This window comes from Nostoc sp. KVJ3 (genome assembly GCF_026127265.1).
Classification (GTDB): Bacteria; Cyanobacteriota; Cyanobacteriia; order Cyanobacteriales; family Nostocaceae; genus Nostoc.
In genome coordinates this window covers 1432979-1457601 of record NZ_WWFG01000002.1, presented here as the reverse complement: position 1 = coordinate 1457601, position 24623 = coordinate 1432979, and the positions used below count along the sequence as shown (strand labels likewise).

At 42.5% G+C, this 24623-nt stretch carries 23 protein-coding genes and 1 pseudogene; 8 read left to right on the top strand and 16 right to left on the bottom strand.

Going from position 1 to position 24623, the window contains the following annotated elements; all coding sequences use genetic code 11:
* The first annotated feature begins 535 nt into the window (after window positions 1-535).
* A complete protein-coding gene (locus GTQ43_RS22300) occupies window positions 536-1399 on the top strand; it encodes a cyanophycinase (RefSeq protein WP_265274924.1) in 864 nt (287 codons plus the stop codon).
* A 494-nt stretch (window positions 1400-1893) separates the two neighbouring features.
* Complete coding sequence (cphA, locus tag GTQ43_RS22295) at window positions 1894-4599, top strand: cyanophycin synthetase (RefSeq protein ID WP_265276516.1); 2706 nt, start codon at window positions 1894-1896, stop codon at window positions 4597-4599.
* Between the two features lie 120 nt (window positions 4600-4719).
* Here cphA and tatA read toward each other — a convergent pair whose 3' ends face one another.
* Complete coding sequence (gene tatA, locus GTQ43_RS22290) at window positions 4720-4893, bottom strand: twin-arginine translocase TatA/TatE family subunit (RefSeq protein WP_265274923.1); 174 nt, start codon at window positions 4891-4893, stop codon at window positions 4720-4722.
* Window positions 4894-5278: 385 nt separating this feature from the next.
* Here tatA and GTQ43_RS22285 point away from each other — a divergent pair, with 385 nt between their 5' ends.
* Window positions 5279-5746 carry a hypothetical protein gene (locus GTQ43_RS22285; protein WP_099102204.1) on the top strand — a complete coding sequence of 156 codons (468 nt, stop codon included), beginning with the start codon at window positions 5279-5281 and terminating at the stop codon, window positions 5744-5746.
* 540 nt (window positions 5747-6286) lie between these two features.
* Here the strand turns inward: GTQ43_RS22285 and GTQ43_RS41820 are convergent.
* The 7 genes and pseudogenes from GTQ43_RS41820 to GTQ43_RS22250 all read right to left on the bottom strand — a co-directional run.
* Window positions 6287-6469: pseudogene (locus tag GTQ43_RS41820) on the bottom strand (hypothetical protein); the annotation flags it as partial.
* A 129-nt stretch (window positions 6470-6598) separates the two neighbouring features.
* Window positions 6599-6850 (bottom strand): DUF2283 domain-containing protein, encoded by a 252-nt coding sequence (locus GTQ43_RS22275; protein WP_265274922.1) that lies wholly within the window; start codon window positions 6848-6850, stop codon window positions 6599-6601.
* A gap of 258 nt (window positions 6851-7108) precedes the next feature.
* Entirely contained in the window at window positions 7109-7348 is a 240-nt protein-coding gene (locus tag GTQ43_RS22270) for a DUF2283 domain-containing protein (RefSeq protein ID WP_265274921.1), read from the bottom strand.
* A gap of 13 nt (window positions 7349-7361) precedes the next feature.
* Entirely contained in the window at window positions 7362-7613 is a 252-nt protein-coding gene (locus GTQ43_RS22265) for a DUF4258 domain-containing protein (protein WP_265274920.1), read from the bottom strand.
* A gap of 143 nt (window positions 7614-7756) precedes the next feature.
* On the bottom strand, window positions 7757-10402 hold the full coding sequence (locus tag GTQ43_RS22260) for a serine/threonine-protein kinase (RefSeq protein ID WP_265274919.1): 2646 nt from the start codon (window positions 10400-10402) through the stop codon (window positions 7757-7759).
* Window positions 10403-10471: 69 nt separating this feature from the next.
* Window positions 10472-10711 carry a type II toxin-antitoxin system HicA family toxin gene (locus tag GTQ43_RS22255; protein ID WP_265274918.1) on the bottom strand — a complete coding sequence of 80 codons (240 nt, stop codon included), beginning with the start codon at window positions 10709-10711 and terminating at the stop codon, window positions 10472-10474.
* On the bottom strand, window positions 10711-10935 hold the full coding sequence (locus GTQ43_RS22250) for a type II toxin-antitoxin system HicB family antitoxin (RefSeq protein ID WP_265274917.1): 225 nt from the start codon (window positions 10933-10935) through the stop codon (window positions 10711-10713). The genes GTQ43_RS22255 and GTQ43_RS22250 overlap by 1 nt, the downstream gene beginning before the upstream one ends.
* Before the next feature lie 205 nt (window positions 10936-11140).
* On the opposite strand from GTQ43_RS22250, the gene GTQ43_RS22245 reads away from it, so the two are divergent.
* Complete coding sequence (locus GTQ43_RS22245) at window positions 11141-12451, top strand: IS701 family transposase (protein ID WP_265274916.1); 1311 nt, start codon at window positions 11141-11143, stop codon at window positions 12449-12451.
* A gap of 79 nt (window positions 12452-12530) precedes the next feature.
* Here the strand turns inward: GTQ43_RS22245 and GTQ43_RS22240 are convergent, their stop codons facing one another.
* Together GTQ43_RS22240 and radA are read right to left on the bottom strand one after the other, a co-directional pair.
* The gene (locus GTQ43_RS22240; RefSeq protein ID WP_265274915.1) at window positions 12531-13238 is read right to left on the bottom strand and encodes a Uma2 family endonuclease; all 708 of its coding nucleotides are present in this window, start codon (window positions 13236-13238) and stop codon (window positions 12531-12533) included.
* A 176-nt stretch (window positions 13239-13414) separates the two neighbouring features.
* Entirely contained in the window at window positions 13415-14941 is a 1527-nt protein-coding gene (gene radA, locus GTQ43_RS22235; RefSeq protein ID WP_265274914.1) for a DNA repair protein RadA, read from the bottom strand.
* A 170-nt stretch (window positions 14942-15111) separates the two neighbouring features.
* On the opposite strand from radA, the gene rpaB reads away from it, so the two are divergent.
* On the top strand, window positions 15112-15840 hold the full coding sequence (gene rpaB / locus GTQ43_RS22230; RefSeq protein WP_265274913.1) for a response regulator transcription factor RpaB: 729 nt from the start codon (window positions 15112-15114) through the stop codon (window positions 15838-15840).
* A gap of 125 nt (window positions 15841-15965) precedes the next feature.
* Window positions 15966-16604, top strand: a complete 639-nt coding sequence (locus GTQ43_RS22225; protein ID WP_265274912.1) for a cofactor assembly of complex C subunit B — start codon at window positions 15966-15968, stop codon at window positions 16602-16604.
* 239 nt (window positions 16605-16843) lie between these two features.
* On the opposite strand, the gene GTQ43_RS22220 is transcribed toward GTQ43_RS22225, so the two are convergent.
* Window positions 16844-17758 (bottom strand): M48 family metallopeptidase, encoded by a 915-nt coding sequence (locus GTQ43_RS22220; RefSeq protein WP_265274911.1) that lies wholly within the window; start codon window positions 17756-17758, stop codon window positions 16844-16846.
* Between the two features lie 217 nt (window positions 17759-17975).
* Here GTQ43_RS22220 and GTQ43_RS22215 point away from each other — a divergent pair, with 217 nt between their 5' ends.
* Both GTQ43_RS22215 and GTQ43_RS22210 read left to right on the top strand, forming a co-directional pair.
* The gene (locus GTQ43_RS22215) at window positions 17976-18494 is read left to right on the top strand and encodes a DUF456 domain-containing protein (RefSeq protein ID WP_265274910.1); all 519 of its coding nucleotides are present in this window, start codon (window positions 17976-17978) and stop codon (window positions 18492-18494) included.
* A 1104-nt stretch (window positions 18495-19598) separates the two neighbouring features.
* Window positions 19599-20342, top strand: coding sequence for a PEP-CTERM sorting domain-containing protein (locus GTQ43_RS22210; RefSeq protein ID WP_265274909.1), 744 nt, complete (start codon window positions 19599-19601; stop codon window positions 20340-20342).
* A gap of 102 nt (window positions 20343-20444) precedes the next feature.
* Here the strand turns inward: GTQ43_RS22210 and nblB are convergent, their stop codons facing one another.
* The 5 genes from nblB to GTQ43_RS22185 all read right to left on the bottom strand — a co-directional run bounded on the left by nblB (window position 20445) and on the right by GTQ43_RS22185 (window position 24182).
* Window positions 20445-21110 (bottom strand): phycobilisome degradation protein NblB, encoded by a 666-nt coding sequence (nblB, locus tag GTQ43_RS22205; protein ID WP_265274908.1) that lies wholly within the window; start codon window positions 21108-21110, stop codon window positions 20445-20447.
* A gap of 44 nt (window positions 21111-21154) precedes the next feature.
* Window positions 21155-21619 carry a CBS domain-containing protein gene (locus GTQ43_RS22200; protein ID WP_265274907.1) on the bottom strand — a complete coding sequence of 155 codons (465 nt, stop codon included), beginning with the start codon at window positions 21617-21619 and terminating at the stop codon, window positions 21155-21157.
* 233 nt (window positions 21620-21852) lie between these two features.
* Window positions 21853-22269, bottom strand: coding sequence for an 8-oxo-dGTP diphosphatase MutT (gene mutT, locus GTQ43_RS22195; protein ID WP_265274906.1), 417 nt, complete (start codon window positions 22267-22269; stop codon window positions 21853-21855).
* Window positions 22270-22534: 265 nt separating this feature from the next.
* Window positions 22535-22879 (bottom strand): DUF760 domain-containing protein, encoded by a 345-nt coding sequence (locus GTQ43_RS22190; protein WP_012412037.1) that lies wholly within the window; start codon window positions 22877-22879, stop codon window positions 22535-22537.
* A gap of 346 nt (window positions 22880-23225) precedes the next feature.
* A complete protein-coding gene (locus GTQ43_RS22185) occupies window positions 23226-24182 on the bottom strand; it encodes an RNA polymerase sigma factor, RpoD/SigA family (RefSeq protein WP_265274905.1) in 957 nt (318 codons plus the stop codon).
* Window positions 24183-24623: the final 441 nt, after the last annotated feature.

Here is a 24623-nt window from a genome sequence, read left to right as displayed (position 1 = left end):
TATTCGTATTCAAGGACACTAATCTTAAATTTGGATGTCTAGCAAACACCGCCAAGCCAAGGTCGAGTCAAACTCCAGTTAAACTTTATCAATAGTATCTAAAACTACCAGGACTCCTGGATTTTAGATGGGATCAAAAGTTTTTCTAATTACTTAATTTATGTTTAAATGTTGTCACAAGTACATTTAAATTAATAATCATATCAAGTTAACAACTTCCAGGATGCATCGAGCCAGCCTCAGAAAAAAGCGTAGTCTTACCTGCTCGTCCCCAGCCCCAGAGGGGGAATCTAGCCCCCTAAAGACTATTTTGCCCTGCTGCAAGTGGACAGGTGAAAAACAAGGCCCTGGCTTTGAGGAATGGGAACAAACACGTTTAGACTGAGGCAACGCGAGCGTTAAGCGAGAATTCGGAGAGTGGCTGCCCAGTTTCAAAACTTCCACAAAGTGTCCTCTCAAAAGTTGCAAAGCGCAAAAATCATCAGCCAACTGATCCTTGTGAAATTCACCTGAAGTTGTTGACAGGAGAAACAAAATGCCGCAATTACAAGCTAAATCGCTAGAAATGAGGACACCCCAAGCAACTAAAACCGCCGTTCTGGTTATCGGAGGCGCAGAAGACAAAGTTCATGGGCGCGAAATCCTACGAACTTTTTTTGGACGTGCCGGTGCTAGTAAGGCTTATATTACAATTATTCCATCTGCCTCTCGCGAACCCGCCATCATTGGTGGTCGGTACATTCGCATTTTTGAAGAAATGGGTGCCCAAAAAGTAGAGATTTTAGACATCCGCGAACGAGAACAGTGTGAAGCCTCCCAAATCAAAGCATCCCTAGAAGCCTGTAGTGGGGTATTTTTGACAGGAGGAGATCAGCTGCGTCTCTGTGGTGTATTGGCAGATACGCCAGCAATGGAAATTATTCGACAGAGAGTGAGGGCGGGGCAACTGACCTTAGCAGGCACCAGTGCAGGAGCGGCAGTGATGGGGCATCACATGATTGCTGGCGGCGGGAGTGGAGAGTCGCCAAATCGTTCCCTAGTTGATATGGCAACGGGTTTGGGGTTTATCCCTGAAGTCATCGTTGACCAACATTTTCACAACCGGAATCGGATGGGGCGGCTGATTAGTGCGATCGCTGCTCACCCCGATCGCTTAGGTATTGGCATTGACGAAGATACTTGTGCAGTGTTTGAACGGGATGGTTGGTTACAAGTTATGGGTAAAGGCAGTGTCACCATTGTCGATCCCACTGAAGCCACCCACACCAACGAACCCCATGTTGGTGCTAATGAACCATTAACAATGCATAATTTACGTCTCCATATCCTCAGCTACGGCGATCGCTTCCACCTGTACCAGCGCACTGTATTGCCTGCTGTACACCGAATCTCCAGCTGACGGGATAGAGTATCTAAGGTTACACTGACGTAGACCACAAATTTTAGATTTTGGATTTTGGGAAAAGTTGTCAGGAGGGTTTCCCGACCTAGCAAACTTTTCAAAACGGATTTTAGATTAAAAGAGCTTTGCTTTTCGGCAGATACCGCCAGAAAGTTGGCGAAAACAATCTAAAAAACCTCAAGAACACGTTCTCAGCGTACTCCTACAGAGAAGCAAGCTAGCAAGAGCATCTCGTAGAGAAGCTATGACCCAGGCTTTACGCTACGCTATCGTAAATCTAAAATACTAGAGCTAAGTACCCTAATTGTCTCTTTTAATCCAAAATCATAAATCTAAAATCCCAAATCAGTTGGCCGCACATTTATTTCTTGTTGTAGAAAAATGATGAGAATACTATGTAAAAAGAAAAAACTGTTTGCAACGAACAGTTTAGCGGTCAATTACAGTAAGAAACTAGAATTTTGGTTCCGAATCTCCATCTACCTATTCCCATGAGAATCCTCAAGATCCAGACCTTACGCGGCCCAAACTATTGGAGCATTCGACGCCACAAGCTGATCGTCATGCGCCTCGATTTAGAAACCCTTGCCGAGTCGCCCTCGAATGAAATCCCTGGCTTTTATGAAGGACTAGTTGAGGCGCTGCCGAGTCTGGAGGGTCACTATTGTTCGCCCGGTTGTCGTGGTGGTTTTTTGATGCGAGTCAAAGAAGGCACTATGATCGGCCATATCGTAGAACACGTAGCCCTAGAACTCCAGGAATTAGCTGGTATGCATGTTGGCTTTGGTCGCACCCGCGAAACTGCCACACCCGGAATTTATCAAGTAGTAATCGAGTATCAGAATGAGGAAGCGGGACGCTACGCTGGAAGAGCCGCAGTGCGGCTATGCCAGAGTATCGTCGATCGAGGCCGTTATCCCAAAGCAGAACTAGAGCAAGATATTCAAGACCTGAAAGACTTCACCCGTGATGCTTCCTTGGGCCCTTCCACGGAAGCGATCGTTAAAGAAGCGGAAAAAAGAGGTATTCCCTGGATGTCTCTGGAAGCCCGCTTTTTGATTCAGCTAGGCTATGGCGTGAATCAGAAGCGGATGCAAGCCACAATGACGGACAACACCAGCATTCTCGGCGTAGAACTAGCTTGCGACAAAGAAGCCACTAAACGCATCCTCGCTGCGGCAGGTGCCCCAGTCCCCAGAGGTACAGTAATTAACTTCTTAGACGACCTAGAACAAGCCATTGAATATGTTGGCGGCTATCCAATCGTCCTTAAGCCAGTTGATGGCAATCATGGACGTGGGATCACCATTGACATCAGAACTTGGGAAGAAGCGGAAGCCGGATATGAAGCTGCTAGACAGGTATCTCGGTCAATTATCGTCGAAAGATATTACCTTGGGCGCGACCACAGGGTACTGGTGGTAAATGGCAAAGTAGTCGCAGTCGCCGAACGCGTTCCGGCTCACGTCATTGGCAATGGTCGATCAACCATCTCCGAATTGATTGAGGAAACAAACCTCGATCCAAATCGCGGCGAAGGACATGATAACGTTCTAACCAAGATTGAACTAGACCGCACCAGCTACCAACTCTTAGAAAGACAAGGCTATACCCTAAATAGCGTTCCACCCAAAGGAACCCTTTGTTATCTCAGGGCAACAGCCAACTTAAGTACAGGTGGTAGCGCCGTAGACCGTACCGACGAAATTCACCCAGAAAATCTGTGGTTAGCACAACGGGTAGTCAAGATTATCGGTTTGGATATCGCCGGACTTGATATTGTTACCACAGATATTAGCCGTCCTCTGCGAGAAGTAGATGGCGTAATTGTGGAAGTTAACGCTGCTCCCGGCTTTCGGATGCACGTCGCCCCTAGTGTGGGTATTCCCCGCAACGTCGCTGGCGCAGTCATGGATATGCTGTTTCCCAACGAGCAATCTAGCCAAATTCCCATCCTTAGCATTACTGGTACTAATGGCAAAACCACTACTACCCGACTACTAGCACATATTTATAAACAGACTGGAAAAGTAGTAGGTTATACAACTACCGACGGAACATATATCGGTGATTACTTGGTAGAAGCTGGCGACAACACAGGCCCTCAAAGCGCCCACGTCATCCTCCAAGATCCCACAGTGGAAGTAGCAGTGCTGGAAACGGCTCGCGGTGGCATTCTCCGCTCTGGATTGGGCTTTGAAGCCGCAAATGTGGGTGTGGTATTGAATGTAGCCTCAGACCACTTAGGAATAGGCGATATAGATACCATTGAGCAGTTAGCTAACCTCAAGAGCGTAGTAGCGGAAGCCGTATTCCCTGATGGCTATGCGGTACTCAATGCCGACGATCGCCGCGTCGCTGCCATGTCAGAAAAAACCAAGGCTAATATTGCTTACTTCACCATGAACCCCGACTCGGAATTGGTGCGGAAGCACATCCAAAAGGGTGGAGTAGCCGCAGTGTATGAAAGTGGCTATTTGTCAATTGTTAAAGGTGATTGGACACACCGCATAGAAAGAGCAGAAAATATACCTTTAACAATGGGCGGACGTGCGCCGTTTATGATTGCCAATGCTTTAGCCGCAAGTTTGGCAGCATTCGTACAAAATGTCACAATTGAGCAGATTCGGGCTGGTTTGAAGACCTTCCGAGCTTCAGTTAGTCAAACCCCAGGACGGATGAATTTATTTAATTTAGGCAACTACCACGCTTTGGTAGATTATGCCCACAACGCAGCCAGTTACGAAGCTGTAGGTGCTTTTGTGCGGAACTGGACTACAGGACAACGCATTGGCGTAATTGGCGGGCCAGGCGATCGCCGCGACGAAGACTTTGTGACTTTGGGCAAATTAGCAGCACAAACTTTTGACTACATCATCGTCAAAGAAGACGATGACACACGGGGACGCTTACGGGGTTCAGCTGCTGAGTTGATTATTCAAGGCATCAACGAAGTTAAGCCTGATAGCCGCTATGAATCAATTTTAGATGAAACCCAAGCGATTAATAAAGGCTTAGACATGGCTCCCGATAACAGCCTGGTGGTAATTTTACCAGAAAGTGTGACTAGGGCTATTAAGTTAATTAAGCTGCGTGGTTTAGCGAAAGAAGAGACACATCAACAAAATACTGGCACAACTGTTATCGATTCCCAAAATGGAATCGCCCCTTCTTCTGTAGTCAATACACTACTCTAGTTAAAAGTCAAGAGTCAAAAATCAAAATAACCCAATAATCACTAATTCGTAATTGTAATCAGTGGGAACTTGTATATTATCAATTACGAATTACGAATTACGAATTATTACGACTCTTGACTATTGTTTTTCTTGTTCTGGATTGGTTTCATCACTGGGGGTTTTCATCTCCTCCTTAAAGCCACGTAGGGTTTTGCCTAGTGCAGTGCCCAGTTCGGGAATTTTTTTAGGGCCAAAAATTAGAACAGCGACTATGGTAATTACAGCGATTTCTGGCCATCCTAGTCCAAACATAGACAGTTCCTCTCAATAATTTTTAATTAACTATTCTCCATAGCAATCCTAAATCATTCGTGAGAAGTCAAGTAGCTATGGCTTTTAATAATTTTTCCTAAATATTTAAGTCATCACAGTCGTTCGGCACGTTGGCATTCTTGTCGTAATTTTTGGTTATTTCTAGCATTTTTCCGACATCTGATTGATTGTTTGCAAGTCCTAATACTATTTTGACGCTGTTATTGTACATCTTTGCTAATTACAGCAGATTGCAACAGGCGTGAGGTACAGATGATTTTAAGGATACAGCAGTGCTGTGCCCCTACCTATGTACTTCATTTACGTGAAAAACGCTGTAATTTTGGGAATACTGAAATTTAGTACCATTAAAGGTGTATGAAAAATGGCAGATAATAAAGTCAGTGCAAAACTTTCCTCCGCAGACAGGGAAGCCGTGATGCAAGCTATTACTACTATTCGCGAAAAGTTACCGTTCTTGATTGATTTGACAACCGAGGAGCGTAAAGCTTTACCCAAGCTGGGGGATAAGAGTCGGGCGTTTGTGAGTAAGGCGTTGGAAATCGGTACACAAAACCCTGACTTCTTACCTCGTTCTTTTGACTTGAATGAAATGCGCCAAGATATCGAATTATTTGAAGCCCTGTATCCCATTTTGCTGTCATTGACGCAACTGCAAGAACTGGTGGATGATACATCTGTGGCTGTTGGTAGCGAAGCTTATGCGGCGGGGTTGATGGTATATAACTATGCGAAAGTCAGTGGTAAAGGCGCGGGTTTAGAGTCAATGATTGATGATTTAGGACGCAGATTTGCCCGGAAAGCTAAAAAAGTGCAACCACAAAGTTCATAAGGGACTTCCAACAAATAAATTATCCAATCTTGTGGGGTGGACATCTTGTCCGCCCTTGGCTATGGGTTATCGTGTCGCCCACCCCACAAGAAGTAATTGAGTATTTTTTTATTTGGAGTTCCCTAAGTCGAGAAATTAACTCAACGCTTCTACCTAAAAACCTAAAGCTTTGAGCTTCTGAGCTTGGGTGTTTCTGTTTCAAGTAAAAACTCTCTAGTCGGAAGCTTAATTTTTGCTGTTGTCAGTGAGAACGTTCTTGTTTCAAGTGAGAATGTTTTGGTTTTAAACGAGAACTTTCCGGCTTCAAGTGAGAATGTTCTGGTTTTAAACGAGAAGTTTTTGGTTTGAAGTGAGAATGTTCTGGTTTTAAACGAGAAATTTCCGGTTTGAAGTGAGAATGTTTTCGTTTGAAGTTAAAAAGTTTGTGTTTAGAACTAAACAGTTGTAGGTTAAAGAGCAATAGGGTTTGTAGGGCTTCTCGGTTGAGTGGAATATAGACCTAACCCCCAGCCCCTTCCCTACAAGGGAAGGGGAGTAAGATTCTCCAATTTCTTCAAGTTCAATCGCTTCTTCTGGAGTTAGTAAATCAGCTTTTTTGCGTTCTAAAAGTTCTTCCATCCGTGCTTGCAGTTCATCATTAAATTTGAATAGGTTAAATTTATTCAGCTTTTCTATTCTGATACTGCCAATCAAGGATGAAGGTCTAGCAATTACGGTTGTCATAGTCAGCGCGATACAATTTATGATATGTGTTTCTCTAAAGATATTGTATCAAGGAAAAATTCTATAAATATCTTTACGATGTGCGACTCTTAGCTATGTTGTACCTTGGATCGTAAGTAATTTTCATTGTCAGGCTGTTGTTTTTTCAACATTTGTCATGTTTTCACTAGTAACTGACAAACCTATTCTTTCAATAATTACTTGGCGGAGAGTTTCTTGTCCGCCAAATCGTTTGACAGCATCTAATATCTCGATACCAGCTAATTGTCCTTCTGCATCATAATCGGCGGCGATTCCTTCAGCTAAATGTTGCGTTGTTACAGTGGTTTCGCGGAAAGTGATACTGAGAGCATCAACTTCGGCATCATAGCTAATTTTCATAGGAATATCTCTGTTTAGAAGTAATAAGTGTAAACGGTTATAACTACAATTTCTGTGGCTTTTTCCATGAATATCGGGCGGATTCGTTTTGTAGCATAAACCTTACCATTCCATTCTTGACCGAAGGTAAAGTCTTTGTGGCATTGTAAACGATTTTCTTCAGCTTCTTCCCAGGAACTACTGCAAAATCGTCGGTCTCAGATCCCCGACTTCTTCAAGAAGTCGGGGATCTTTTTGTTCACGAATGATTTAGGATTACTATAGTAACAACTTAATTTCGGCAGATTCTCCTAATGCTTCATTGACTACGATTAATTTACCCTGTTCATCAGCACCTAATTGCTGGTTAGCATTGAGCAATTCAATTCCATAAATTGTGCCATCAGGAGCAATATCTACATTCATTTCTTGGCTGACTTGAATTGTTTCTACTTGTGCAGTTTTTTCTTGGAGATAGATATAAGCTATGTTGTATCTTGGGTCGTAGGTAATTTTCATGGAATTTTTCTCTTTAAAAGTATTTGACGATGACTGTAATAACTAACCAGTCTTCTTCCTCTTGAACAGCTATTGCCTCAATTTTTTTAGTAGTATAAAACTTGCCATTCCATTCAGCATTGAAGGGAAAGTTACACCTAAATCCAGTTCTACCAAATTGAGCCAGAAAGGTAACACCATTTTCGACTGTGGCAATAACTTCTACTTCTGTTGCTCCACGTTCATTTAATCGTGCTTGTGCATGGGGATGCAACCTGACGTTCATATATTGTTTAATCCTAACTCCCACAAATTATCCATTTTAATGGACTTGCGTTATTAAACCGGAAATAAATTTCTAGGCAGTGTATGTTAACAACGAAATACCTTGTCAAGTCCTAATACTATTTTGACGCTGTTATTGCACAACTAGCTGCGTCGCCAAATTTTGATATTTCCGCTAATATCTCCAGCAGCAAGACAACTTCTATCGGGAGTAAAGGCGACGGAAATAACTGAGTCAAAATGACTGAGGGTGCAAATTTCTTTACCTGTTGCCACTTCCCACAGTTTGATAGTCTTGTCCAAACTACCACTAGCCAGGATTTGCCCATCTCTACTGATGGCTACAGAAGTAACCCTACCGGAATGACCACTCAGGGTGCAAATTTCTCTGCCTGTTGCCACATTCCACAGTTTGATAGTCTTGTCCCAACTACCACTAGCCAACATTTGCCCATCACTACTGACGGCGACGGAAGTAACCCAGTTGGAATGACCACTCAGGGTGCTTTCTCTTCCTGTTGCCACATTCCACAGTTTGATAGTGCCCCAACTACCACTAGCCAACATTTGCCCATCACTACTGATGGCGACGGAAGTAACCCATTTGGAATGACCACTCAGGGTGCAAATTTCTCTTCCTGTAGTCACTGACCACAGTTTGATAGTGCCCCAACTACCACTAGCCAACATTTGCCCATCACTACTGATGGCGACGGAATTAACCGAGTTGGAATGACCACTCAGGGTGCGAATTTCTGAGCCTGTTGCCACATTCCACAGTTTGATAGTCTTGTCCCAACTACCACTAGCCAACATTTGCCCATCACTACTGATGGCTATGGAACTAACCGATTCGGCATGACCACTCAGGGTGCAAATTTCTCTACCTGTTGCCACATTCCACAGTTTGATAGTCTTGTCTCTACCACCACTAGCCAACATTTGCCCATCACTACTGATGGCGACGGAATTAACCGATTCGGCATGACCACTCAGGGTGCAAATTTCTCTTCCTGTTGCCACATTCCACAGTTTGATAGTCTTGTCATAACTACCACTAGCCAACATTTGCCCATCACTACTGATGGCGACGGAAGTAACCCATTTGGAATGACCACTCAGGGTGCAAATTTCTCTTCCTGTAGTCACTGACCACAGTTTGATAGTGCCCCAACTACCACTAGCCAACATTTGCCCATCACTACTGATGGCGACGGAAGTAACCCATTTGGAATGACCACTCAGGGTGCGAATTTCTGAGCCTGTTGCCACATTCCACAGTTTGATAGTCTTGTCCCAACTACCACTAGCCAACATTTGCCCATCACTACTGATGGCGACGGAAGTAACCCATTTGGAATGACCACTCAGGGTGCGAATTTCTCTCCCTGTTGCCACATTCCACAGTTTGATAGTGTTGTCCGAACTACCACTAGCCAACATTTGCCCATCACTACTGATGGCGACGGAATTAACCGATTCGGCATGACCACTCAGGGTGCAAATTTCTGAGCCTGTTGCCACATTCCACAGTTTGATAGTGTTGTCCGAACTACCACTAGCCAACATTTGCCTATCACTACTGATGGCTACGGAATTAACTGAATTGGAATGACCCGTGAGGGTGCGAATTTCTCTCCCTGTTGCCACATTCCACAGTTTGATAGTGTTGTCCGAACTACCACTAGCCAACATTTGCCCATCACTACTGATGGCGATGGAATTAACCGAGATGGAATGACCACTCAGGGTGCGGAGAAGTTGACCTGTAGTTGATGAAAACAAGTGAATAACTTTACCTGCCGCACTTGCTAAAATATCTCCCTTGGGGCTAAGGGCTATTTCTCCAGAAATCCCCGGAATATTATGGACGCATTCCCAAGATGGGGGTGTGTAAGATGAAGATGCTACTGGTTGTGTTGGTGCTACTATTGCCGCATCCAACAAATGTAACCACTCCTGCACTGACTGGGGACGCAACTTGTAATCTAGCGCCATCCCCCTCATAATCGCCTCATTCACCCTGTCGCTAATAGTAGGATTTAAATATTGGGGTTGTTTCAGGTTATAGTTGTACTTTCTTTCAAATGCTGACCTAGCTGCTTGTCCAGTCACCAAAGCATACAGGGTTGCTGCTAAGGCATAAACATCAATATATTCTCCGCGTTCTGCATTAGATAAAGACTGCTCTGGTGGCGCATAACCAGGAGTCTGACTCTCTGTATGGCGTTGAACTGTACCAGGAATAAATTGTCTAGCAATGCCAAAGTCAATAAGTACGGCTTCTTGCCTACTTGCACGTATCATAATATTGTCTGGCTTGATATCTCGATGCAGCAAACCTTTAGAGTGAACTAGTATCAAAGCGTCGCCAATTTGCCGAATATATTGCAGTGCTTCTGCTTCTGGTAATGCTCCTTTTTTGTCTATTCCCTGAGCTAAATTTTCACCCTCAATGTATTCCATCACCATACAGGGTAAGTCACCCTCATCAAAGATATTTTCTATTTCTACAATGTGAGGATGGCGACATAACGCCAGGAGCGATGCTTCTTGCTTGAAGTCTTGCTTGAGTTTAGCTTGTTGCTTTTTCCAATTAAAATATTTTATCCAATTAAAATACTTTTCTCTGGTAGGAAAATTTCGTATTTCTTGGCGCAAGGTTTTAATTACGCGAAGTTGACCCCGTTCATTTTTAGCGAGATAAGTTATACCAACTCCACCCTCGCCCAATTTTCTCTCGATTATGTAGCGCCTACCAAACAATTCCTGCCCTGGATTCCACGCCATTGGTCAAAACCGTAGTTTTACTGATATTTATTTTGGCACACCATAAATATCAGTTTTTGGCATCTTTACTCAGCTTTGCTCATAGGCTGTTAAGAATTCATCCCGCGAGATACTTACTTGAGTACAAATTGATCTTAATGTCCCTGATTTAATTTGAGATTGCTTAGGCATTACTAATAGTGTCTGCGATCCATCTTCATTTTCTCGCACCATGACAATATGTTCACGTTCCCGAACAATGCAAAAACCCAGCAACTCAAATGCTTTTATAACTTTCTTCTTCGGAGCATTGACAGGAAACTTCGGCATTAAATAGCTACCTCTGCCTCTGTCAAAAAAGCTTCGATTACTGGTGATTCATCTTCGAGTATTTCTTTGCCAAATATCTCAATGTAGCAGCGAATAGCTGACTTGACATCGGCTAAGGCTTCTTCATAAGTGTCACCTTGACCAACTATAGCCCCTTTAATACCAAGAGGATAGGCAACATAACCGTCAGAATGTTTTTCGACAATAATTTTGATTTGTTTCATCGCTAGCGCGTTTGGCAACGGAGATTTTAGGCGATTCTGATGGAGCCTACAATAAACAGTATATTCAATCGTAATCAACCTATAGCGATCGCAGTTGTTAAACCTTCATCTTGTCTAACAACTGGTATTCAGCCCTACTTAACCCTGTTTTGTCACTCTGGCAGTAGTATAATAACGTAAAAACGCTAGAACCAAGATACAGAGCATGGTACAGCCTCGTCCAGCCGCACCAACAGTCAAATTCGTGGACGAATATTGTCAATGGTATAAAAGCCTGTTTCCAGATGTTAGGAGCTTCGAGGCTTTTAAGTACCTTCATGTAGGGTGTATTTCTGAACTAAAACGGAAAACCCTACCAGAAATAGCAAAAATTGTAGGATTGGATAACCAGCAAGGTTTGCATCATTTTTTAACTACATCACCGTGGGATATAGAGAAGTTAAGAGCTTTGCGACTAGAGCTAATTTTACAAGTTCTAAAAGGTAAACCAATCATTCTGATTATTGATGAGACAGGAGATAAAAAAAAAGGGAATAATACAGATTATGTGAAACGGCAGTATATAGGAAATTTTGGGAAAGTAGAGAACGGAATTGTGGCAGTAACAGCGTATGGTGTGTTCTGCGGGATGACTTTTCCACTACTGTTTGAAGTATATAAGCCTCGTGAAAGGTTAAAGCCAGGGGATAAGTATCGCACTAAACCTGAAATAGCGGCAATACTGATGAGAAAGCTAGAATCAATGGGTTTTAACTTTAACTTAGTACTGGCAGATAGTTTATATGGTGAAAGTGGTAAGAACTTCATAGCTGTATTAGATGAATTCAAGAAAAACTATATAGTAGCAATTCGCTCAAACCATTCTGTAAAGCTACCTCCAAGACAATACACTCAATATTTGAAGTGGCATAAGTTTAAACGAGTATTTTCTGATCTGAGTAGTGAAAATAGGTTTATCAGAGAAATAATTTATGGTAAACGTAGCGAAAATAGGTACTGGCAGATTACTACAGATCGAGAGAAATTACCTGGTAACACTACTTGGTATGTGATGAGCAAATACCCAGACCTTACACCAAGAGATGTGGGAAACTTTTATGGTTTAAGAACTTGGGTTGAATATGGCTTGAAGCAAAGTAAAAATGAATTAGGTTGGGCTGATTACCGTTTGACTCACTATCAAGATATTGAACGATGGTGGGAGATTGTTTGTAGTAGCTACTTGATGGTTAGTCTACACTCTGAACAAATGCAGCCTTCTCCAGCAAAGTCTCCATCAAAATTGGCTGATCACCCCCGGTGGGATGATGGTAAAGGTTGGAAGAATATTCTTAACAATCTCCGTTTAATAATTCAACCTTTTACTTTATTCAACCTGATATACCCCTGGTTGACAGTTTTTCCTATTCCTCAACTAGATTTGGGGTTTTCTAAACTTCAATCTATTATTTATAACCTCACCAGTTCAATTTTTATTTTCATGAATCACCCTGATTTGTACTTTTCCTCTGCCTAGAGTGACAAAACAGGGTTAATCATTTGTGAGAAACAAGATCCCCGACTTCTTAAAGAAGTCGGGGATCTGTGGCTTTCAATCACACCTCTGGTTCAATTCCCGCCGCCCGCAATTGTGCTGCTAGTCGTTCAGCACGTTGGCGTTCTTGTCCGGCTAATTCTGTTCCCCAAGGTAAAAGGTTTCCTTGTTCATCCCACCATCGTAACCACTTTCCTATGCGGTTTTCACGATTTCCTTCCCGCACCCCAAGGTAAAGATTCATTTCCGGTATCCAGTAACGTTGATTTTCATCAGGCTCTTGCAAAATGTACTGTTCTGTATTTTGTAAACGATACATCTCGAAACTATCGCTATCTGGCTCAAAGATAATGTAGTTTGGTACTTTTAAGATGCGCTCGTAGAAAAACCATTTTCCTGGGGGATATGTCGCTTTGATAGAATATTCTGTCTCCTGTGTATCGGAAATAAATTCCATCACAATTACGGGAATATCACCCTGTAATTGAGGTGTGTAACTGCGTGTTACTTCTTCTCTACTAACATTAATTTTGGCAATGAAAGCCCAATCAGGCGCTTTAATGACCATTTTGTTGTTCAGAGTAGCACAGATGCCGTAATTAGTGGTTGTTAGGGCGTTAGCTGAAATTTTTCCGGCTAATTGTAGGCTTTCTGTGAGTGCAGCAGCTAAGGCTGGTTGGTTGATGTTGTCTACTGGATCGTCTGGGAGTTTGTAATCATCGGGTAGTTTTTCCCAAGTGATTTGGTAGTCTTGGGTGAGAGCTGTCATTGTGGGTTGTCCTTTGGGGTGGTAAATATTACAAGAAATAAATTACGAACCACAGAGACGCGGAGAAGCCAGTGCGTTGCGGGGGTTCCCCCCGTTGTAGCACCTGGCGCAACACAGAGAGAGGAGAAATGGAGTTTTAGATCCTCTCAACCCTGTTTAAAAAGGAGGCTATGTAGTTATTCATCTTCGTCGGGTTCTAAATCGTCGGCTGTTAATTCTTGATGGGGGATGGCGGCGATAATGGCATCTATTACTTTAGATACTGGTAATATCTCAATATTCAAGTCGGGGAATTTTGTCCCTTTTGGCACGATCGCTCTTTTAAATCCCAATTTAGCAGCTTCTTTTAACCGCAGTTCCATTTGGGAAACCGATCGCACTTGTCCACCTAATCCAACTTCACCGATTAGTACTGTACCGGGATCGACGATGCGATCGCGGAAACTGGCTACAATTGCGATCGCTATTCCCAAATCTACTGCTGGTTCTTCCACATTCAACCCACCCGCAGATGCAACGTAAGAATCTAACTTTGACATGGGAATTCCCACCCGTTTTTCTAAGACGGCAAGAATTTGCACTAAGCGGTTATAATCTACGCCAGTCCCAGCCCGACGGGGTGACGGGTAGCTGGTGGGACTTACCAAAGCTTGCAATTCCACAACTATGGGGCGAGTTCCTTCGCAAGCAACGACAATTGCTGTACCGGGAGCGGGATCGTCACGGTTGCCTAAAAATAGCTCTGAGGGATTGGAAACTTCTCGCAGTCCCTCAGCCACCATTTCAAAGATGCCGATTTCGTGAGTTGCGCCGAAGCGGTTTTTCACTGTCCGTAATAACCGATGGGAGGCAAAGCGATCGCCTTCAAAATACAATACTGTATCTACTAAATGTTCTAAAACTTTTGGCCCTGCGATCGCCCCTTCTTTGGTGACGTGTCCTACAATCAGCATAGTGACATCTTCATGTTTCGCCACCTTCATTAATGCTGCTGTACATTCCCGCACCTGAGCCACCGAACCTGGTGCAGAAGTCAGCGCCGGAAAAAATACCGTTTGGATACTATCAATCACCGCCACGTTTGGTTTTAGAGAATCTATTTCTCGTAAAATTTCTTCTAAATCTGTTTCTGGCAGTACATATAAATCTGCACCGATACTGTCAGGGTCTATGGGTAGTGTAGGATCTATTACTACTTTTACCTCCTCTTCATTCACTACACTTAGGGGTTTTGATACTCCCAGACGAGAAGCTCGTAATTTTACCTGCTGTCCCGATTCTTCGCCAGTTACGTACAGGATGCGATATTTCTGTGCTAATTGATTTGAGACTTGTAACAATAAAGTTGATTTCCCAATCCCTGGATCGCCACCAATCAGCACCATAGAACCGGGGACAACTCCACCACCAAGCACTCGATCCAATTCTCCATAACCAGACTCCCAACGAGCAATTTGGCGATCGGTAATTTGGTCAAATGTTAAAGAGGCTCGCGCTTTAGCTGGTTTAGAGTGGGATTTGCCATTATTTTGAGCTGATTGCCAACTACTCACTCCCCCTCGACTGGGTACATCTACTGAAGACTGAATACTAATCTGTTCTTCTAGAGAATTATATGTGCCGCAAGCTGGACACTTACCAAACCACTGGGGCGATTCTGCTCCACATTCGTTACAAGTGAAAAAGGTTTTTGGCTTTGCCATTATTAATTCTTATTAAATATTCTTAATATTTACTTAATTCTTGGGAAAAACTAAAAACCAATAATAGTAGTATTTAGAGCTTTTTCCAAATCAATTCATGGAATGATATCTTAATATTATGGTATTAAAAATTAATCATGTAAATTTTTAGTTAAGGAGCCTAGAGAAACTTGGAAAGCCATAAAGAAAAAATCTTGGTGGTAGACGACGAAGCCAGCATTCGCCGGATTTTGGAAACGCGCCTTTCCATGATTGGCTACGATGTAGTGACTGCTGGGGATGGGGAAGAAGCTTTAGAAACTTTTCGCAAAACTGATCCCGATCTGGTAGTTTTGGATGTGATGATGCCAAAGCTAGACGGCTATGGTGTATGTCAAGAATTACGAAAAGAATCAGATGTACCCATTATTATGCTAACAGCCTTGGGTGATGTCGCCGATCGCATCACCGGATTAGAATTGGGTGCTGATGACTATGTAGTTAAACCATTTTCCCCCAAGGAGCTAGAAGCCCGGATTCGCTCAGTGCTGCGGCGGGTAGATAAAAACGGTGCTTCTGGTATTCCCAGTTCTGGGGTAATCCATGTCGCTAATATTAAAATCGATACGAATAAGCGACAAGTCTACAAAGGCGATGAGCGAATTAGATTGACAGGTATGGAGTTCAGCTTGTTAGAGTTGCTAGTTAGTCGCTCTGGTGAAGCTTTTTCCCGTTCGGAAATTTTGCAAGAAGTTTGGGGTTACACACCAGAACGTCATGTAGATACCCGTGTAGTAGATGTGCATATATCACGTTTACGGGCAAAGTTAGAAGATGATCCTAGCAACCCAGAATTGATTTTGACAGCACGGGGTACTGGTTATCTTTTCCAGCGAATTATTGAACCAGGGGAGGAGTGAGGAGATGAGGTAGGGGAGCGGGGGCAGGGGAGCAGGGGGCAGGGGGAGCAGGGGAAGCAGGGGAGGCAGGGGGAGAAGAACTATTAATTATTGTCTAATGTCTAATGTCTAATGCCCAATTCCCAATGACTAAACCTGATCCTAATCGAGTTTTGCGGCGTCTACCTATTGTTGTGGGTGGGCTAGGCGCTTTACTTTTATTGATTAACCGTTTATTGACACCGGAACTAACCCAGTCGCAATCACGTGGTGATGTCGTCGGCGTGGTTTTGAGTGCGGTGTTAATTTTAACGGGTTTAATTTGGCAGCAAGTTCAGCCGCGATCGCCTGATATTGTAGAACTAATTGGAGAAGAAGGGTTTTTTCTCGCACCAGATTTACCGGAAGTAGTGAAAACAGAACTAGCCTGGGCATCTCACTTATTGTTGACTAATACAGTAACGCGATCGCTAGTCGTTTATTATCAAGGTAAAGTTTTGTTGCGTCGCGGGATTTTGGGTACTAAATCTGAAGTTGTACCGGGAGTAATCTTAAAACAGGTACTCGAAAAACAAAAACCGATTTATCTAGTTGCCCTAAAAATATATCCCGGTAGAGTTGAATTTGATTATTTACCAGAGAATACTCAAGGTGTAATTTGTCAACCTATTGGCAACCAAGGGGCGCTAATTTTAGGAGCGAATGCTCCTCGCAGTTACACCAAACAAGATGAAAATTGGATTGCGGGAATTGCTGATAAATTAGCCGTTACTCTTAGTAGGTAGACATAATTAAACATAAAATAAAATCCTAGTTTGTAGTGAGCGATTCATCGCTCACTACAAACTAGGATTATCAGGACTAAAGTCCCGACTACGAACTTTAATTTATTTGTGCCTAGCTACTTAAGCGTCACAAGCGCATTTTGGATTTCATCTCAAAGACGCTCGTGGACTCGCTTAAGGCGAAGCCATACCGTAGGCTTTACGCTACGCTATTGGGCAATCTAAAATCTAAAATTATTTCACCAAGAAGTCAAAAAATTCCACCCTTCTTTTTCTTCTGGTGTCTTTTCTTCTTTTGCTTCCGGTTCTTCTGGTGTATTTAAATTTGTCTGTTGAATTAAATTATCATAAGCTCCAGAATCAACCCATTTTAATAATTCGCCAGCGCGCATAACTACCCAAGAAAGCCCAGATTCTGTATAGCTTAGTATTTTGGTGACTTTATCCACACTATCAAAGTTATTGGCTGCAAACTCACGGGCTTGGATAAGGAAATCTTCAATTACAGCAGTAGTCAAATACTCATCTGGCAAACCGGCAAGTTTCATCAGTGTAGTCGTTGCTACGTTAATATCTTGACAAGCAAGCATTGCAGCCCGATCAGCAGTGAACCTAGCCATCATCCGCCAATTATATAAACCCAATTCCATACCACCAGCTAGCAAACCACCTACCCCCAACGTGGTACTGCTCAACAAATTTTTTAAAGTTGGCATCACAATTGCCATTTGATGATAAACCATGTGTTGACTCTTGATGCGAGCAATTTCGTGTCCAAAAACATAAAGCAACTCATCCGCGTCAAGCCACTCCATTGCATCTAAATTGATACCTACAAGGGGCTTCTCCACTCCAACAATATAGGTTTCAATGTGGCCTGTACCTCGAAACAGATATAGTTCAGGAAGTGGAGTAACATCAAGAATTTGGCAGGTTTCTACAAATGCTTCATGCAATTGAGGAAAATTACGGGACGAAATTCTGATTTCACTACCAAGGCTTTGCAGCCTGAGTAAGCGATCGATACCGTATTCGTTAACTTTCTTCAGTAGCAAGGAAACACCAGGCATATTTTGCACAGAAGCCAAGGCTTTGCGATCGAAAGGGTGTTCGTAGGCTTCTGAACTCAGTCCAGTTAAAATTTTTCTCGTCATGGGTTTTGAGCTTTATTTTGGAGTGTTTGGCAAGTTCAGTTAGTACGAAAGGCTTGTGCTTTCAGTGCGCCTATGGCTAAGGGTATGTTCCTACAACCCACAATTACCAAGATGAGCCAAGAGCGATCGCAGAGAAATTTTAGCATTTTGCCCAGATAAAATATAAAGTAGGGGCGCACAAATGTGTGTACCTACTCGGAAATTTAGAAATTTATCTATGCAAATTATTTATTGGCTATTAATTGCCGTAATGGTTGTGGGTATCATTGGTGCTGTAGTTCCAGCCATTCCTGGTAGCAGCTTAATTTTAATTGCAATTATCGTCTGGGGAATCGTTAGTAGTTCCTTCGCAGCTATCAAGATTCCTCTAATTGTGACAATTATAGTTTTACTGCTCAGTGTCGGAGTAGATTTTTTAGCTAGCTATGTGGGAGCAAGGCAAGCTGGAGCAAGTAAGTGGGGGCAAATTGGTGCAATTGTCGGTTTGGTGCTGGGATTTTTGGGATTATTGCCAACATTGCCTTTTGGGGGGCCACTGTTAGGAATTTTACTAGGCCCGCTTTTAGGGGCAATTATTGGTGAGTATATTTATCGACGTGAATTAGGGTTGGCGGTTAAAGCAGGTATAGGAATTGTAGTCGGCTCTTTGGTGGGAAATTTGATTCAAGGGTTGTTAGCGATCGCCGCAGTTGTAGTTTTCGTTGTAACAACTTGGCCACAGGTATTTGCCTCTTAACATTTGAAAGGTTTAACACCATTTATCAAGAAAGGCAGAGGGCAGGAGGAAGAAGGCAGAAGGGAATACTGCCTCCTCCCTCTGCCTGTGACCGAACCGAACTTGGGTATAAAACCCCACCGTCTATACGGTGCTTACAATTGGTTGGGGTCTGAATCCCCAACGAAAAAGTTCCTTCTGCCCTCTGCCTTCTGCCTTCTGCCTTCTTCAATTGTGAAGCTGCATATAATTCACCCCCCGATGCCTTGGCTACGGTGTACACACAAGTCTTATAACCCTAGCCCCACAACGTTTTGATCCCCCCTAACCCCCCTTAAAAAAGGGGGAAAAGAATCAAAGTCCCCCAATTTATCGGGGGATTTAGGGGGATCAAGCCACATTTTGCACTTAGCACAAAGATGTGTGTACACCGTAGGATGCCTTGGGGGGACTACAGGGGGGTATTATTTGTGCATCTTCATACAGAATTGGTATAACACCTTTGAGAATCACAATAATAGCTATAGGAATACGGCGTTGCTAATTGCGGTATGAAAACGATTGTGTATTGCAGTGAAAAATCCTTGTAGAGACGTAAAAATTTTACGTCTCTACATTCAAGTTCATACCTCGATTTAGCAACGCCAGGAATACTTGATTTGTGAGAATTGTAACGCCCAGATCCCCAACTCCATAAAAGTTGTTGGGGATATTGTTGATCAGAAATGATTCAGGATTGCTATAAATAGATTGCTTACTATATTTATCTAAAAAATGGTTGAGTAATCCTTACAAATAAAAAGTAATAATTGTGTTTTATCTACTGAAATTAACCTGATTAAATCCAAAACTATTGCCCACAATTTCAACCTTATTAAATGACAAATATACGAAGACTATATATACAAGAAATTAAAATTTTATGAATACTACTCAGTAATTAAAGATGTAATGAAGACCACTAAGTAAATATTGCATACTCAGAATCTATGTGATTTTATGGAAATAAGAAATACGTCACGTAAGTGCCGCTTTCACTGACAGTATTTTAAATAAATTACTGATAGTACAAGTCAAACAAATAATTGTTACCGTCAAAGTTATTATTAGGATTCTCAAATGATCGTGATTAGTTTAAAATCTAAATTACTAAACGCTACTCTAGCTGCTACTGCTGCACTTCCCTTAGTTGCTGCTGGGTTATTTACATCTGCTGGTTCTGCTCAAGCTGCTGCACTTACAGGTGAGTTCAGTTTTAACGGTGGTCTAACTCAGAATCCATTTGCTAGCAGTTTAGTAACATTGAAAAAAGATTCACTAACCTTTACTCCAGATAGCGTTATCGCAGATTCCAATGGAGTAAAGAGTACCCCAGTTGCTATTGCCGCTCAGACAGGAAGTTTCTTAGATTTCAATTCAGCAAGTATACGTGATATCATCTCATTCGCAAGCGATACTGTGCAAAACCCATTTCTAGACCTTGGTAATCTTACTCTTCCCGGTATAGTTCTGAATGGCGAAAATACAACTTCTCTAGCGGATGGCAGTAATATCTTTACGTTGACATCTTCTGATTACAAAATAACTCAGACTGGCGCAAACATTACTATAGCAGTTGATTTGTGGGGATACTTTACCAGCGCGACTGGTGAGATAACTCAAGGAGCAGGAAGCTTATCTTTCCAAAGAAATAATACTACTGTTGCTGATGCAGATGCAATTCTCAATACTACTGGTGGTTCACTGGCTAATTTGACCTTTTCTGGTTCTACCTTCACCACTTCTGTTCCTGAACCAGCTGCATTACTAGGCTTGGGTGCAGTAGGTGCTGTAATGGCGATGTCTCGCCGCCGTAAAAGTGTTGTTTAGTATGGAACAAGTGACTTTTAGAAACTGAAAGTCACTCGAATTTATCTATTCGATCTGGCTGGAATGCAAAATTTTACCAACCAGATCGATTTTTTTATCCTGTTATACTGATTGCAAAGAATTTTTAGCTTCAGTTGCGATCGCTTCTACTTCATCATCAGCCAGAGTTTCTAATATAGATTTGGCTTCTGCATTACCCAAACGAGCTAAGGCTTGTACAAGTCTGTAACGAATTTGCCAATCTGGATTAGTAGCATAGGGAGCTAACAGGGGAACTGCTTGTAAATCTCCCAATTCACCCAAAGAACTAATAGCAGCAGTTTGTACTAATTCGGTTTCTGATGAGAGTGCCTCTTTGAGCAATTCAAAGGCTCGTGGATCGCCTAACTCTCCTAATGTGGCAATGATACTAAATTGTATTAGCCATTCACTGGTTGTATAATAAAGCTGCTGCAAATCTTCAAAAGCTTCACGTAGCTTTAGCGCACCCAAACAGTCTGCTGCTGCTGCTTGGACATCTACTTCAGAGTCATGAAGCAAGCGATCGCGCAAGATATCTAAGGATAATTGTAAATCTTGGGTTCCCAGTGTATCCATTTGACTCACAGCTGAGTAACGGACACGGGAATTGCGATCGCTAATGGCAGTTTGAATCAATTTAAAGCCAACCGCAGGTTCCAGTTGGCGGATTTGATTTACTGCACGTAAGCGATCGCCTAAATCCTCAGAACTTAGCAATTGCTTAACAGACTCCGAAGTAATACTCATTTAGTTATCCTTGATTTTCAAAGGTTTAAAAAAGACAGACGCGATTAATCTTGACTTGCTGCCATTGCCCGAATAATATCACCACGAGTCAGGATACCAATTACTTGATCTGTGCCATCAAGTACTGGCAAGCGATGAACGCTGCGATCGTGCATGATTGTAGCGGCTTCTTTTAGAGTTTTATCAGGGGAAATAGCGATCGGGTTTTTACTCATCACCTCCCCAACGGTTTGCCCAAGTGCTTTGTGCAAGTCTCGGTCATAAGTAGCAGGATTTTTTAAATAGATAACGCTATCAAGAAACATAATGTACGCAGGTGGAGTAACACCAGTTTCTTGCCACATCAAATCAGTTTCTGAGATAATGCCCACCAATTTCCCAACATTATCCACAACAGGTAGTCCGCTGATGTGGCGTTCTGCAAGAATTTGGATAGCTTCCTTCAGTGGAGTTTCCGCGTGAACGACAATAGGATCGCGGCTCATCACATCGGCAACAATTTTAGGCATTTATTTGCTTGACACCCTTAATCAAAGTCTCTGCGCCTATTGTAGAAAATTGCGGGACTCTACCTGATGCAATTAATAGATTGTTACGGTAGTGGGAATTGGGAATTGGGAATTGGGCACTTATACTAAGCGAATGCGAACAGCGTCTTGTAGATGTAGAGAAGCCGAAGTCTTAGGCATTCATTGGGCAATTCACTATTAAAAACTCTTTCCTATTCCCAATGTCCCATGCCCTATTCCCTATTCGCTTTTAAAGCAGCAATAATTTGAGTATTTGCTTTAGGAAAAGTAAACTGCTCTAGTTCTTCCAAAGTTACCCAGCGAATTTCATCAGATTCCAAAGGTTGGGGAACACCTCTAATATGGCGGCAGTGATGTACTGTGAGGGTAACGCGCAAATTTGTATAGGTGTGGTCAATAGTAATTAGATGCTCTCCCACTTCAATTTCTATTGCCAGTTCTTCGGAAATTTCTCGTTGAATACACTCGCTGATAGTTTCACCAGGTTCAATTTTACCGCCAGGAAATTCCCATAAACCACCCATTGCTCCTTCTGGACGACGGCGATCGATTAAAATTTGCTTTTGGTCATTCCAAATTACTGCAACACCAATGATTTTATGAGGCGAGAAAGAACTGGTTTCACTCATAATTGATTGATAAGAGGGGGAGATGATTAACAACAAAACTCGGCAGAATAGTTTTAACTCTGCCGAGTTTTGATTCTTGAAATTCCAACCTTAATGCGTCACTATTTTGGATATCTTAAAAAAGTTTAGCTGATATACGTTTGGGAATTAGAGGCAAAGATTTCGCAGAGGCTTATTTTTAATTCCTCTAGCCATGACTGTGGCTAGCAATTAGTCCAACAACAATATAGAATTTGCTAAATTTTATATTTCTAGTCAACTTCTTCTAGTCAACTTCGGTATTGTTGGTTTCAGTGCCTTGTAGGGCGAGTTCAAAATTCATTCTCTGTTCAGCATTACGCAAGAAATAACCACTGATCATAGCAGAAGCCAGAAGCCGACCTAGACTTTCCCGACTGGTGCTTACGGTAATGCCAAAGTGTTCTGAAGGTAGATTACCCAATAGTCCTGTAATATTTCGTTCCATCACCTGAAAGACTTCGGCAGATGTAGGTTTAGATAGCTGGGTAACTGTCTCTGGACTCAAAGATTTAACGTACTGCCATAGTAAATCGTTAGTTTCTGATTCGCTATTGAAAAATTCTGAGACACGATTGGATGGGTTACTCATTATTTAGCTCCTTAACTACCACTCTTGGCTGCGGTGCTTGTGATTTGAATATTAAATGCCTGTTTTGGACTTGACTTAGCTAGCTATTTCGTCTTCCTGTCAACTAATGTAACAGTCTTGCTTTCTGGTGGAAGTAGGTGTAACCGTACTAAAGTCAGCGTATTTTCTCACCCTAACAAATAAAGTAAAGAGTGAGAAGTTAATTAAAAACTCCTCATACCGTTTCTTTGTGAAGCTGGATATATTTACCCCCCGATGTGTTGGGGAGACTTATTATGTGCATCTTTATAAAGAACTGGTATCACTCCTAATTCCTGCACAGACGCGATTAATCGCGTCTGTACTCCTAACTTGCCAAATATTCATCCATATTGGCTTTAGACTTACGGAGTTTAGTTAAAGCTTCCCGCTCAATTTGCCGGACTCGTTCGCGGCTGATGTTCAGTATTTCACCGATTTTAGCCAGCGTCAGCGCTTGCCCATCAGTTAAGCCAAAACGTAGCGTGATTACTTCCCTTTGTTGTGGCGTTAGATCGCCCATCAGCCGATCTAAGTCATAAGATAGGGAAGATTGCATGACGAACTCTTCTGGAGATGCTCCTGGATCTTCCAGCATTTCTCCGAGTTCGGTATCATAATTATCACCCAATCGCAAATCTAAAGATAGGGGCAAACGCGCCTTTTCTAGATATTCTCTTACTTGTTTGGGAGTCAATTCTAATTCTTCAGCTAGCTCACCAGCTGTCGGAGCGCGTCCCAATTTTTGAGACAATTGGCGCTGTGCCTTTTTAATTTTATTTAATTTTTCAGTAATATGGATGGGCAGCCGAATGGTGCGGGCTTTTTCGGCTATAGCACGGGTGATGGCTTGCCGAATCCACCAATAGGCGTAGGTAGAAAATCTATACCCTTTGGTAGGGTCAAACTTTTCTACGCCGCGTTGCATACCAATACTACCTTCTTGGATCAAGTCCAGTAAATCGACGTTGCGCTTGATGTACTTTTTGGCAACGGAGACCACCAACCGTAAATTAGCTTCTACCATTTTACGTTTAGCAATCTCACCATCAGCGATCGCTTCGTTTAATTCTCCTGGTTCTAAGTTTGTCGCTTTGGCCCACTCTTCTAAAGTCGGTTGACGACCTAACTGGGTGGCAAGAGATTCTCTTGATTCGTGCAAAGTACAGGAACGTTGCACCTGTTTACCATAGAAAATCTCTTCCTCGTGGGTTAAGAGTGGCACACGGCCAATCTCACGCAGGTAAGTCCGCACGAGGTCTGTGGCTGTCTGAGCGGTCTTCATGGCGCTACTCTTTGGTAATGATGGGTTTGGCGGTAGGGTCATTAAGGGATAGATGCTTTGTTAGGGTGATACCCAGTCAGACTGGGAACCCATGTATGGTTTGCAACTTACGCGCCCGATAAATTCGGCTGCTCATAATAATCAAATTTAGGCTGCTTAACTGCTAAAAGTTACAGTTATTTCCTACTTTTCACAAGTATCTACAGTTAGATAAAAGGTAGCTTCTTAAACATTTTTTTATTGGAGTCTTATTAACAATTGTAACATTTATGAGAATGTTTTGGCTATATGGCGACATTAAATTTCCTGGTTGTTCCAGTTCATGCAATATCGCCCTCTCTCTCAAGGCTGATTAAAAGTCAATTTCAGAAATTATCTGGTCAACATAAGCTTCCTCATATTTGTTAAGATATATCTAATGAGAACTATAGTCATTCTCTT

What these genes read in the sequence shown, in the direction of transcription:
- cphA (WP_265276516.1), top strand. Translation starts at nt 1,894, where the DNA reads ATGAGAATCCTCAAGATCCAGACCTTACGCGGCCCAAACTATTGGAGC.
- GTQ43_RS22215 (WP_265274910.1), top strand. Translation starts at nt 17,976, where the DNA reads ATGCAAATTATTTATTGGCTATTAATTGCCGTAATGGTTGTGGGTATC.
- GTQ43_RS22285 (WP_099102204.1), top strand. Translation starts at nt 5,279, where the DNA reads ATGGCAGATAATAAAGTCAGTGCAAAACTTTCCTCCGCAGACAGGGAA.
- GTQ43_RS22245 (WP_265274916.1), top strand. Translation starts at nt 11,141, where the DNA reads ATGGTACAGCCTCGTCCAGCCGCACCAACAGTCAAATTCGTGGACGAA.
- mutT (WP_265274906.1), bottom strand. Translation starts at nt 22,269, where the DNA reads ATGAGTGAAACCAGTTCTTTCTCGCCTCATAAAATCATTGGTGTTGCA.
- GTQ43_RS22260 (WP_265274919.1), bottom strand. Translation starts at nt 10,402, where the DNA reads ATGGCGTGGAATCCAGGGCAGGAATTGTTTGGTAGGCGCTACATAATC.
- GTQ43_RS22220 (WP_265274911.1), bottom strand. Translation starts at nt 17,758, where the DNA reads ATGACGAGAAAAATTTTAACTGGACTGAGTTCAGAAGCCTACGAACAC.
- GTQ43_RS22240 (WP_265274915.1), bottom strand. Translation starts at nt 13,238, where the DNA reads ATGACAGCTCTCACCCAAGACTACCAAATCACTTGGGAAAAACTACCC.
- GTQ43_RS22255 (WP_265274918.1), bottom strand. Translation starts at nt 10,711, where the DNA reads ATGCCGAAGTTTCCTGTCAATGCTCCGAAGAAGAAAGTTATAAAAGCA.
- GTQ43_RS22275 (WP_265274922.1), bottom strand. Translation starts at nt 6,850, where the DNA reads ATGAAAATTAGCTATGATGCCGAAGTTGATGCTCTCAGTATCACTTTC.
- nblB (WP_265274908.1), bottom strand. Translation starts at nt 21,110, where the DNA reads ATGAGTATTACTTCGGAGTCTGTTAAGCAATTGCTAAGTTCTGAGGAT.
- GTQ43_RS22265 (WP_265274920.1), bottom strand. Translation starts at nt 7,613, where the DNA reads ATGAACGTCAGGTTGCATCCCCATGCACAAGCACGATTAAATGAACGT.
- GTQ43_RS22185 (WP_265274905.1), bottom strand. Translation starts at nt 24,182, where the DNA reads ATGAAGACCGCTCAGACAGCCACAGACCTCGTGCGGACTTACCTGCGT.
- GTQ43_RS22190 (WP_012412037.1), bottom strand. Translation starts at nt 22,879, where the DNA reads ATGAGTAACCCATCCAATCGTGTCTCAGAATTTTTCAATAGCGAATCA.
- tatA (WP_265274923.1), bottom strand. Translation starts at nt 4,893, where the DNA reads ATGTTTGGACTAGGATGGCCAGAAATCGCTGTAATTACCATAGTCGCT.
- GTQ43_RS22225 (WP_265274912.1), top strand. Translation starts at nt 15,966, where the DNA reads ATGACTAAACCTGATCCTAATCGAGTTTTGCGGCGTCTACCTATTGTT.
- radA (WP_265274914.1), bottom strand. Translation starts at nt 14,941, where the DNA reads ATGGCAAAGCCAAAAACCTTTTTCACTTGTAACGAATGTGGAGCAGAA.
- GTQ43_RS22270 (WP_265274921.1), bottom strand. Translation starts at nt 7,348, where the DNA reads ATGAAAATTACCTACGACCCAAGATACAACATAGCTTATATCTATCTC.
- GTQ43_RS22200 (WP_265274907.1), bottom strand. Translation starts at nt 21,619, where the DNA reads ATGCCTAAAATTGTTGCCGATGTGATGAGCCGCGATCCTATTGTCGTT.
- GTQ43_RS22300 (WP_265274924.1), top strand. Translation starts at nt 536, where the DNA reads ATGCCGCAATTACAAGCTAAATCGCTAGAAATGAGGACACCCCAAGCA.
- GTQ43_RS22250 (WP_265274917.1), bottom strand. Translation starts at nt 10,935, where the DNA reads ATGAAACAAATCAAAATTATTGTCGAAAAACATTCTGACGGTTATGTT.